Here is a 10,960-nt window from a genome sequence, read left to right as displayed (position 1 = left end):
TCAATTCGCCGGCGGCGGCGCCACGTTGTAGAAGTCGTCCGAGCGGGCCGGAATCCTCTGCGGATTACCCACACCCTTGCGCATGCCATACATGTTGGACTCCGTCCCGTATTTGATGAACGGGAACTGATCATAGGCAAGCGCATGGATCTTTTCGAAGATCGCCTTGCGCTCCGTCGGGTCGATCGTCGTCGCGATCTGCTTCATCAGCCCGGTCTTTTCCGGATTATCCCAGAAGCCCGGATAGGTCGGGTTGAGATAAGCGATCGAGGTCGGGTCGACATAAGTCGGCAGGAAGCTGGAGAAGGCGTCCATCTGCGCCGCATTGGCGCGGGTCTGGATATAATTCGCCATAGGGGACTGAATGATATCCACCTTGATGCCGAACTCTTCGAGCTGCTGACTGGCGGTGATCGCCGTCAGATAGTGCTTCTGGTACTGTTCGCTTGCGACCAGCCAGCGAATCGGCTGGCCATTGTAGTTCGACTTGCCGAGATATTCCTTTACCTTGGCCGCATTCGGCTTGCCGAAGCCATCCGGAACGCCGGCCTTGGTGTACCAGAAGGAATTCGGATCGGGGATCCAGCTTGGATCGAGCGTATAGAATTCCTTCTTGCCGACAGACGCCTGCATGATCGGTTCCATCTCCAGCGCGTAATAGATGGCGCGGCGCAGGTTGACGTCAGCCAGAACGCCTTCCTTGGTATTGAACACCACCGTCAGCGACTGGTTGTTCGGCACGACGACCGGTTCGGTGCCGGAGTTGTTCTTCAATGCGTCATAGAAGTCGGACGGCAGCTCGCGGGCGATATCGATCTGCCCCGTGATTAGCGCATCGCGACGCACGGAAGGCTCCGGCATCAGACGTAGATCGATCTCGTCGGCGTAGGCATATTTTGCGCCGGACATTGCCGATGCAGGCTCCTTCCGGCTCTGGTAATCGTCCCACCGGGTGAGTTTGGCGCCCTGGTCGGGCTGGTAGCTGGTCAGCGTATAGGGACCGGTGCAATCCAACCCCTTTGTGCCGACCGTGGCGGATGCTCCTTCAAGAGACTTGGCCGACATGATGGCCGATTGCGCGCCAGCCAGCAGACCTGGCAGGATCGGGCTCGGACTCGCCAGCTCGAATTCGACGGTCTTGTCATCCACCGCCTTGATCGACTTGGTCGTCGCTTTCAGCGATGCGCCGATACCGGCGGATTCGCGGAAGCGGTTAAGCGACGCGACGACGTCGGCCGAGGTCAGCGGCGCGCCGGAATGGAATTTCAGTCCCGAGCGCAGCACAACGGTGAGCTTCAGCCCGTCGTCGCTGTATTTGAATGAATCCGCCAGCATCGGCTGAGGCGTCCATTTTTCATCCAGCCCGAAAAGGCCTTCGCAGACGATATAGGACGTTCCCCAGTTGACGCCGAATGTCGTAACAACCGGGTCGGGCGATGGTGCCATCTGTGAGATGCCGATGCGAAGGTTGCCACCGCGCTTGATTTCCTGCGCGCCCGCTGGCGCGGCGATCATTGCTGCCGCAGAAATGCCGGCCAACAGAGCCGGCAAAAGCGTCAGGGTCCTCTTCTTATTCATTGTCCACTCCTCCCATGACTGGATCAAAATTTGGCGTTCGCGACCGGACGGCCGCAGCAGATGATTGAATGTGCGACGGAAGCTCGACCGGGAGGTCGAGCACCAGGAAAGACAGGGTCTTTCCGTGCGTGTCGAGGCTAAGGCTGGAATTGACCCCGCCTTCCAAAGCGTCGTCGATGACAAAATTGAGCGCCTGCAGCTTCGGCAGTTCATAGCGCACGACACGCGTAACGCCCCGATGCGCGAAGAGCGCTGCGATGCGCGCTTCTGTTACCTGTTCAAGCAGGATCGGCCAGAATTCCGTGCGGTAGGCGATGACGTTGACGTTCAGCCGATTGCCCTTGTCGCCGGCGCGGCCATGGGCGATCGCATGCAGCGGTACGGTGATGCGGTCCCGTGTCATGACGTCTCTCCGATAAAGGAATGCGAGACCGATACGAGCGAACGGGGGACGAGATGTGAAACCGTCCGCACCCGCGGGCGCACGCTCTGGCGCACTCCGCCGCCGCCCGCCGGTCCGCAGCAATAGAGCGCGTTGACCTCCTGCACCGCCGCCTCAACGGCGCCTGCCTCGCCGCCGAAGGCGAAACGGACGCGATAATCGCCATCGTTTTCGCCGCGAAATCCCTCAAACAGCGTGCCGCTGTCGTCATCGAAAACGCTGGTCGTACCGATCACGTCGGCCCGCGATGCCACATCGAGCGCCCGCTTTGCCAGCCGGTCGCGCATGATCGAAACAGCAAGCCGCGCGCGTTGAAGAGCGTTCGGCCCAGCATACGAAATCTCTGCCTCTCCCAGCCAGTCGCCGTAATATCCAACCGTCGCCTTCAACGTTGTCGGCGCTGCATGCCCGCGGGCGCCCGTGACCCGAACCCGATCACGACCCACAGCAACGACCTCAACCTCGGTTAGGTCGAGCGTCACGTCCGGTGTCAGATAGGCTGCAGGATCATGAATTTCGTAAAGAAGCTGTTCTTTGACAGTGCGCGTGTCAACGCAGCCACCGGTACCTTCCGCCTTGGTGAGGACGAAAGTGCCATCGGCCTCCACCTCGGCGATCGGAAAGCCGATATTGGCGGGATCTGGTACATCCTTATAGCCCGGATCGGCAAAGAAGCCGCCCGAGACCTGCGAGCCGCATTCGAGCAGGTGCCCTGCCAGCGTGCCGGCAGCCAGTAGATCGAGATCATTCCAGTCCCAGCCGAAATGAGCCACCAGCGGCCCGAGTGCCAGTGCCGGATCGGCCACGCGCCCTGTTACAACGACCTGCGCGCCAGCACGGATTGCTTCGGCGATCGGACGCGCCCCTATATAGGCATTAACGGCGATCACGTCCCCCGACGGGGCCGGCAGATGGCGATCGCCTTCCCAGCGCTCAGTCGCACTGATATCGACCCGCCCGACCAGATCATCGCCCTCGACCACCGCTATGCGGGCGCCGGCAAAGCCCTGCGCCTCAGCCATCGCACGGATTGTATCGGCCGCAGCGCGAGGGTTGGCGCAGCCGAAATTGCCGACAATAACGATACGGTTTTCCACACAGGTCTTTAGGATCGGCGGCAGGAACTGTTCGAGCAACGGCTCGTAACCGGCTTTCGGATCGCGCCGCTTGGCGATCTGGCCAAGCGCCAGCGTACGCTCGCCAATCGTCTCGAAAATGATCGCGCCACCCTCACCTGTCGCAGCAATCGCCTCGACGACAGGCTGCGCCGCGTCGATGCGATCTCCCGAAAATCCCGCTCCACTGCCGATGCGATACACCCGATTTCCTCCGTCGAAAATTTCATAGGTAATATTATCGATAATGTCAACGATGATTGTTTTGAGCCCCAAGATGAGTTATTGCTTTCGAACATCGGTAGCGTGCGAGAGTCGCAAATAAATGGATGAAACTGCAGAGAAAAGCGGCAGCTGGGAAGCGGTATACAAGGACCTGCAGCGCAAGATCATTTCCGGCGCCTGCCGGCCGCGGGAGCGGTTGATCGAAGATGAAATCATGGTCCGCACCGGCGCGACTCGCCATGGCGTGCGGCGGGCTTTCGACGAGCTGGAAAAGGTCGGCCTCGTCATTCGCCAGCCGAACAAGGGTGTCCAGGTTCGGGATTATTCTATTCGCGAGGTGGAGGAACTTTACGAAATCCGCGAATGCCTCGAAACGCAGGCAGCGCGGCATTTTTCAAGGCCGGCAGAACCGCAGTTCATCACCTTCCTGACAGACATTGCCGAAAAGCATCGCGAGGCTTCGCGCGCCATGCGGTTCTCCGAGGTGTTCACGCTCAACAATACGTTCCATGAAACGCTTTATGAGCACGCCGGCAACAAACGGCTGGCCGAAGCGATCCAACATTATACGTTCTCGACCCATCCAATCCGCACTCGTGCCTTCCCCAACGAGGAGATGCGCGAAGTGGCGATCGAAGAACATTTTGCGATGATTGAGGCGATCCGACAGGGAGATGGGAACCATCTGGCCGACATCATCCGTCGCCATATCGGTAGGCCAAAGGACTTTTATCTACAGGCGACCAACATAGAGGCTTCCTTTGAAGAAGACCTGGGCGCAGCGAGCAAGGACACTGCACTCTAGGCAGCCACGTGTGATAAACCGTATCGCTCTCGACAACCCACGCTCTTGAAAGGATCGAACCGCCGATCCAGCAGGACCTTTATCCAAGCGTCCGATAATACGGTCTTTTCGAGCTTAAATAGTGTCAAAGCTGATTAGAGGTGCGACGTGGTCAGCCGGTTAGACATGCGACACGCGACATCTCCACTGGCGCTGGCGGCAGCCCCCGATCCGACCTGCTGGGCCGGGTCGCAAGGGCGGAGCGGGGGCGGGTGATGAGGCTCACCTTCGGCTTTAGCTTCCTCGGTAGTCAAACAACCGACCACCTTCAGATTCGCGGCCGCTTCGGTTCTGCTTTAGATCTTTGCTATGGCCCTTGCTCGCAAAATAGTCCTTCACAGCCCGATCTCTGCCTCGCTGAAGGCGTATCGCTGCTTGCGATCGTCGGGCCTGGAGCAGCCAAGCTTGAAGATCAGGTAGATTGGATCGTTGTTGGTGACGGCAGCAATCCAAGCCGATTCCTTTGCACCACATCACATCCTGACGAGCCACCCGATGATGTGCTCGACATGGCGAATGCTTGGGACGCTGGTGGCCGTGTGTCTTCGACCCAGACCGCAATCTTGAAGAAGCGGCCCGGAATCTTGATCCCACGGAAACTGCGGTCTCCGTCGGTGAAGATCGGCCCCGTGAACGATCTCACCGCCAGCTGTCGGCTTCCGCGTCCGTTGCAAGTACCTCGAGGCCTGCTGAATCGGGCGTCAGGGGTGTGACGATCTTGTTTTTGCGATCGATGCTCTTGGCATTTGCGCCGTCGATGTTGCAGACATCGAACCCGGTCAGGAAGCCGCGCTTGTAGCCGCTCCGGTCTCGATATTCGTCGGCGACGGCGCGTTCAGCGAATGTCGTCGCTTCGACGATGGCTGCAGCAAGCCCTGGAGGCGCCGACGGCGTGGTGGCGAGCGCAGGGATCTGCACCGAAATCTCAAGAGGGATCGTCCAGGACACGCGGCCGGTTTCGTCGACACGGGCAACCGATCCGGCCGGCTTTCCGGCAAGAACCTCGTCGCTCGGCTCAAGCTTCATCGGATTGGCTTCGGGCTGCTCGCCCATATCAAGCGCCACGGTGATACGCGAACGGACCGCGGTCGGCAATTCCGGCAACCGCCGACCCCCCTGATGGCATCGCGGACAGCCTTGGCCTTGTGCGAGCCGAGATTGTCCATCACGACGATGTCGCCGGGCGTGAGCTCCGGCACCAGCACCTTTTCGACATAGACGAGGAAGCTCGTCGCGTTGATCGGCCGGTCGATGACCCAGGGCGCGCTGACGCGATCAACGCGCAGGGCGGCAATGAACGTCATGGTGTTCCAGTGGCCGAAGGGAGCCTGGCCGAACAGCCGTTCGCCGCGCGGCGCCCAGCCTCGCAGCGGCGCCATGTTCGTCTTCGTCCAGGGGTGAGTAGGCCGGAGGGATTTCACCAGCCGGCCTCTCGCAGAACGGTGCGTGAACCTCTCGATTCACACCGCTCCCATCAGGTAAACGTGTTCGTTCCGAACACCTTCCAATGTACGAACAGTCCCGGATTTTCCCGCGCCAGTTTTCGCAAGAAGAGACTGGCTCGTGTCTTATGGGACTGAAAGCGTTTGAACTTTCGCCTGATCCAGGCTCTGAGCTTCATGTTAACGTAATCAGCCAGAGTGGACAGGGCCGAACGGCTGAACCGGCCATAATAGGCAATCCATCCCCGAAGGAGTGGATTGAGTTGTTTGGCAATTTCGGTCAGCGTCCCCGGCGTCTGCCGCGGGATGTTCAAACTTTTGATCTTTGCCCGCATCGATTTAAGCGCCGTCGGACTAACCGCAGGCGTGTAGCCACAGAAGAACTCGTCCCGCTGTGTATTCGCCACCCGTCGAGGCCGGAACTGATATCCGAGAAAGTCGAATGCGACATTCGGATACGTTCCTCGGCGCCGTTGATCCTTGCAGTAAACGATCTTGGTCTTTGTCGGATGCATCTGCAATCCGCACGCTGCCAAGCGAGAACTCAACTCCACCTTGAGGGCTTCGGCTTGCTGCTCGCTCTGGCAGTGAACAAGACCATCGTCGGCATATCGACACCATGGTAGGTCGGGATGCATTCGCGTCATCCACAAATCAAATGCATAGTGCATGAAGAGATTTGCGAGGCAGGGGCTGACGACACCGCCTTGCGGGGTGCCGCACGTTCGCGCCAAAACCTCACCATTCTTCTCCATCGGCGCTGCGAGCCATCTTCCGATGTAGAGCAGAGCCCACTTGCATGTGACGTGCTTCCTGACCGCCTTCAGCAAGAGATCGTGTGGAAGATTGTCGAACAGTCCTTTGATGTCGAATTCCAAAACCCAATCATACTTCCAACATCGCTGGCGCGTCACGCCGACGGCATCCAAGGCCGACTTCCCCGGCCTGTACCCGTATGAGTCTGGAAGAAAGAGGGAGTCCAAATCCGGCTCAATCATCTGTTTGACCACCATCTGCGCGATCCGATCGCTGACCGTGGGCACACCCAAAACCCTCTCGCCTCCAGCCTTCTTTGGAATGGAGACGGCACGCACCGGTGGCGGAAAGTAGGCTCCGGACGACATCCGATTCCAGATCTTGTAGAGATTCCTTGCAAGGTCTTTCTCGAACATTTCCAAAGTCTCGCCGTCCACCCCGGCTGCGCCATGGTTGGCTTTGACCGCTTTATAAGCTTCGTACACCTGCCGTTTCTCAATTCGAAACGGCTTGTCTGCCGTACTTTCCGAAGTCATCCTGTTTCCAGTTGTTTCAAACAATACGACCACCTGATCCGACCCCTTTGCTCCGACCCCATTACAGGGTCCTCGACGCTCTTACGGGTCGGTCCGCCCCAGTCTCCCGCATCGGTACTCTCGCCTTGCGGTTTGCGCCGCTTGAGCTTCTCCCTTGGCATCAGGAGCCTGGTTCCTGCAGTTCCGCGTGAACGCCTATGTCCAAATCACGCCCCCTCTACGCCGGTCGCCGCCCGCCCGGTCATCAGGCTTCTGGCGGACTTGTCCCAGGATGACGAAACGGTCCTGGTTTCGACAACACTTACGTTCATAACGACGCGTCTTCGGAGGGTTCACTTTCGTTCGTCTTTTGAACATGCACCTGCTCGGATCTCGTCCGAACGTTTCATCCGACGCTCACCACCACGGCTCTTTACCGCAGCAGCTCGGACTGGTTTGAGACCTGCTCCTGAAAGCCGATCCCGGAGGGCCGTCCCCCATCATTCACGCAGCTTTACGCTACGGTCTCAGTTCATGTCGAACTCCTTCCGCTGCTCTGCAGCACACTCTCGTCGATAAAGACGAGCCGCTTCGGATCGAAGCAGGCTTGCCAAGTCTTCCAGCGCTGTCTGTTCCGGGCAATGTCGGCTCGGCCCTGCTCAAGGACGAACAGCGTTCTTTTTGAAGCTCAGACCTTCACGGCGCATGAACTGCCAAATGGCATTATGGGGGACGGCCACGCCGCGGGCGGCCAGTTCGTCCTTCGGCCGATGCAGCGGCAGGTGCGAGGTCTGCTCGATCCGCTCGACAATGAAGGCGCGATGCGACTCCAGCACCCGCCGGCGATGGCCGCCCATCTTGCCGGGCGAGTCGCTGCCGGTCACCCGATGGCGCTGCGACCACTTCACCACTGAGGAGACGGCGATGTCGAACCGCTTCGCGACGACCCGACAGCTCTGACCGCCCGCAACTGCAGCCACGCGTTTAGGAAGATCATTCGAATAGGGTCGCGTCATCGATGCTGGCCTCCATCCCAGCACCCAGGATGAGACCCCATGTCCTTGGCCGACAGGGTGGCTCGTCTCGCATTATGTTCAGAACGAGGGTTAGCTGCAGAGCCAGAGCCTCAAACATAGGAGACGAGCCGTGGTCGATGATATCGCACTTTACGTTGGTTTGGATGTGAGTAAGGAAAAAATCGCGATCGGTCTGGCGGAAGCAGGCCGCAAAGGCGAGGTTCGTTATTACGGCGAAATCGCCAACCGTGCCGATGCAGTGCGCAAATTTGTCGACAAGCTTGCCGGACGTCACGGACGCCTGTGCTTTTGCTATGAGGCCGGCCCGACGGGCTATGGATTGTATCGTCAGCTTTCAGCACTGGGTTATGACTGCCTTGTCGTTGCGCCATCGCTGGTTCCGACCCGGCCGGGACTTCAGATCAAGACAGATCGGCGTGATGCTGTCGCGCTTGCCGCGTTGTTGCGAGCAGGTGAACTATCGTCCATCTGGGTTCCCGACGAGACGCATGAGGCCATGCGCGATCTTTGCCGGGCACGGGAAGCGGCCGTCTCGGATTTACGACGGGCACGCCAGCATCTCTTGTCGCTTTTGCTCCGGCACGGCCGGGTCTTCGAAGGCCGCTCTCATTGGACAAGAGCTCATCGAAACTGGCTGGCGACACAGCGCTTTGATCACCGTGCGCAGCAGATCGCTATGGAAGAATACATTCGTGCCATCGAACAGATCGAGGAACGGCGGGAACGGCTGACCTGGCAGATGCTGGCGCTCTTGCCGGATTGGTCGCTGAACCCTGTCGTCGAAGCGATCCAGGCCCTGCGCGGTGTCGCACAGATCTCGGCGGTGACACTGGTATCGGAGATCGGCGACTTCAGACGCTTCAGCAACCCACGCCAGTTCATGGCCTGGCTGGGATTGGTCCCCAGGGAACATTCCACAGGCGCCAGCGTGTCGCGCGGCTCGATCACCAAGGCGGGCAACACCCGGGCAAGACGCATGCTGGTCGAAGGTGCATGGACCTACAGATTGCCGGCCCGTGTCGGCCAGGAAATCTTGAAGCGAACGGAGGGGCTGCCTGAAGCGATCAGGGCGATCGCCTGGAAGGCGCAGGTACGGCTATGTCAGCGATACCGACGCATGCAGGCCAGCGGGCGCCCCACCAACATCGTCACCGTCGCCATCGCGCGCGAACTCGCTGCTTTCGTCTGGGCGATTGCGACAACAGTTCCCATTCCCCCCACAAAGGCAGCCTGACGAAGGGGGCGCCAAGTACAAAGGAGAGTTTAATTACATCACGCTGCTTATTGCTGGGCGTGGCGGCCGGTCAGGGCAACCCTCGTTGTGATTCTGCGAGCCTGAAACGGCAACACGCGCCACGTGAGACAGAGGAAGGCCCGAGACGAACCACGGTCCTGCGGTATTCAACCCGCGCATCAGAGTCTGATCAACCGTCGTCTCAATGCCGCCGCGTCCTGCAATAGGCAGCATATTTGTCCCTCGTCGACGCTGAAAAAGCGACGCGAAAAACCCATGCCCAAGCTCTTGAAAACGGACATGAGAATCACAATTCGGCTGATTTGGGAATCCCGACCCGATTCCGATAAGCAATGAACCGCTGCAATAACGTTGAGCACGCTTAGACTTACACGAATGACAGTCTCTTTTTCATCCGACGCTATGCGAAGGTGATGAGCGATGTGGCACCATCGGGACTTGTAAGATTCACGGGCAAGATACTCAAACTTTCAGTTGGCGCAGCTGCGGCATCCGCATCCACAAAACAGCAGCGAAGGCCACGACGACAAAGGCCATCAGTGCCATGGCAAGCCGTGGTCCCGTGGCAGTCGATAGAAGGGCCATGGCGGCGGTTCCCATCGGCATCAGGCCGCGCGTCATGAACAGCGAAGACAACACTCGCCCCCTGTAGGCGTCGTCCACTGTCAGCTGCAAAATCGTGTTGTTGGAGGAATTATAAGCAATATGCATGGCGCCTGCCGCAAACAGCACCGGGATCGCCAAATACATGGTTGGCGCCATGGAGAAGAGGATCAGCGAGAGGCCGAAGCTCGCCATGAAGATCAGCATGGTCGAGCCGCGCCTGGCATCCCGCTGTAGTCGGCTGGCAAGCAGGCCGCCGCAGATCGACCCTGCCGCGGCGACTGCAGTCATCAACCCGAGGCCGCTTGCGCCGGCATGAAAGACCTGGGCGGCAAATACCGCGAGGAACTGGATATAGGGCTGGCAGAAAAATGTCGGAACCAGCGCGACGAGTACCAGCATCAGCAAGATGGGTTCGCGGCCCATGTAGGCAAATCCACCCAACAGGCTGGCGATGAAGCTCTCCTGCTTGCGCGTGACCTTTTGCGGCGGCAAGTCGAGCATCAGCAACATCGCCATCACCACCGTGAAGCTTAACGCATTGGCTATGAAGCAGGCCGTGATGCCAAAGCCGGAAATGATCGCGGCCGACGCCAGAGGTCCGATGATCTTTGCGAGATTCAGTGTCATCGAGTTCAACGAAACTGCGCTCGCCATCGCCTCGTGTGGCACCAGATGGTAGACGAGTGAGTGGCGGGCCGGCAGGTTGAACGACACGATCATACCGCGGCAGACCGCGAGGATCAGGATCAGCCAGATCGATGCGTCGAAGAAGGCCACGACACATGCCAAACCGATTGCGACGAACATGGCAAGTGCCTGCGTCCAGATGAGCATCGTTCTTCGATCAATACGGTCGGCAACGACGCCCCCGAACATGGCAAACAGCATGATCGGCAGCCCTCGACACAAATTGACCAAGCCGAGCATGACCGGGTCGTTCGTCGTCGAAATCACCAACCAGTTCAAGGCGATCTGGTCGAGCCAGTCTCCGACGAAGGAGATCGAGTTGCCATACCAGAACAGTCGATAGTTGCGATAGCCGAGCGCCGCAAACGTACCTCGCCGAATAATCGGGGAAGAGCTTGCGGCGTGAGCCGTCGTAGTGTCAGGTAACGTCATGTGGAAAGGCTCGCGGTGAGAATCGA

The 10,960-nt window shown here is 59.1% G+C and carries 8 protein-coding genes and 2 pseudogenes; 2 read left to right on the top strand and 8 right to left on the bottom strand.

Annotation, left to right across the window (positions count from 1 at the left end; all coding sequences use genetic code 11):
* Genes QEO92_RS29500 through QEO92_RS29490 form a run of 3 tightly spaced genes read right to left on the bottom strand, consistent with a single transcriptional unit; the run spans position 1 to position 3,339 of the window.
* On the bottom strand, positions 1-1,578 hold the full coding sequence (locus tag QEO92_RS29500) for an ABC transporter substrate-binding protein (RefSeq protein ID WP_037145016.1): 1,578 nt from the start codon (positions 1,576-1,578) through the stop codon (positions 1-3).
* Positions 1,571-1,981 carry an AtuA-related protein gene (locus QEO92_RS29495; RefSeq protein WP_227705654.1) on the bottom strand — a complete coding sequence of 137 codons (411 nt, stop codon included), beginning with the start codon at positions 1,979-1,981 and terminating at the stop codon, positions 1,571-1,573. Before QEO92_RS29495 ends, QEO92_RS29500 begins: the two co-directional genes overlap by 8 nt.
* On the bottom strand, positions 1,978-3,339 hold the full coding sequence (locus QEO92_RS29490; RefSeq protein WP_227705653.1) for an acyclic terpene utilization AtuA family protein: 1,362 nt from the start codon (positions 3,337-3,339) through the stop codon (positions 1,978-1,980). Before QEO92_RS29490 ends, QEO92_RS29495 begins: the two co-directional genes overlap by 4 nt.
* A 121-nt stretch (positions 3,340-3,460) precedes the next feature.
* Between QEO92_RS29490 and QEO92_RS29485 the strand changes: the two genes are divergently transcribed.
* Positions 3,461-4,165 carry a GntR family transcriptional regulator gene (locus QEO92_RS29485; RefSeq protein ID WP_052182553.1) on the top strand — a complete coding sequence of 235 codons (705 nt, stop codon included), beginning with the start codon at positions 3,461-3,463 and terminating at the stop codon, positions 4,163-4,165.
* 678 nt (positions 4,166-4,843) lie between these two features.
* On the opposite strand, the gene QEO92_RS29480 is transcribed toward QEO92_RS29485, so the two are convergent.
* The 4 genes and pseudogenes from QEO92_RS29480 to QEO92_RS29465 all read right to left on the bottom strand — a co-directional run.
* Positions 4,844-5,257, bottom strand: coding sequence for a hypothetical protein (locus QEO92_RS29480; protein WP_227705652.1), 414 nt, complete (start codon positions 5,255-5,257; stop codon positions 4,844-4,846).
* Between the two features lie 53 nt (positions 5,258-5,310).
* Positions 5,311-5,598, bottom strand: a pseudogene (locus QEO92_RS29475) (transposase); the annotation flags it as partial.
* Between the two features lie 80 nt (positions 5,599-5,678).
* Positions 5,679-6,938: a group II intron reverse transcriptase/maturase gene (gene ltrA, locus QEO92_RS29470; RefSeq protein ID WP_210059127.1), complete on the bottom strand. Its 1,260-nt coding sequence runs from the start codon at positions 6,936-6,938 to the stop codon at positions 5,679-5,681.
* Positions 6,939-7,467: 529 nt separating this feature from the next.
* Positions 7,468-7,933, bottom strand: a pseudogene (locus tag QEO92_RS29465) (transposase); the annotation flags it as partial.
* A gap of 130 nt (positions 7,934-8,063) precedes the next feature.
* Between QEO92_RS29465 and QEO92_RS29460 the strand changes: the two are divergent.
* Positions 8,064-9,188 (top strand): IS110 family RNA-guided transposase, encoded by a 1,125-nt coding sequence (locus QEO92_RS29460; protein WP_210058967.1) that lies wholly within the window; start codon positions 8,064-8,066, stop codon positions 9,186-9,188.
* Positions 9,189-9,671: 483 nt separating this feature from the next.
* On the opposite strand, the gene QEO92_RS29455 is transcribed toward QEO92_RS29460, so the two are convergent.
* Positions 9,672-10,934: an MFS transporter gene (locus tag QEO92_RS29455; RefSeq protein ID WP_227705651.1), complete on the bottom strand. Its 1,263-nt coding sequence runs from the start codon at positions 10,932-10,934 to the stop codon at positions 9,672-9,674.
* Positions 10,935-10,960: the final 26 nt, after the last annotated feature.

Origin of the sequence: Neorhizobium petrolearium (genome assembly GCF_029854435.1) — a bacterium.
Lineage (GTDB): Bacteria > Pseudomonadota > Alphaproteobacteria > Rhizobiales > Rhizobiaceae > Neorhizobium > Neorhizobium petrolearium.
This window is presented reverse-complemented; position numbering and strand designations above follow the sequence as displayed.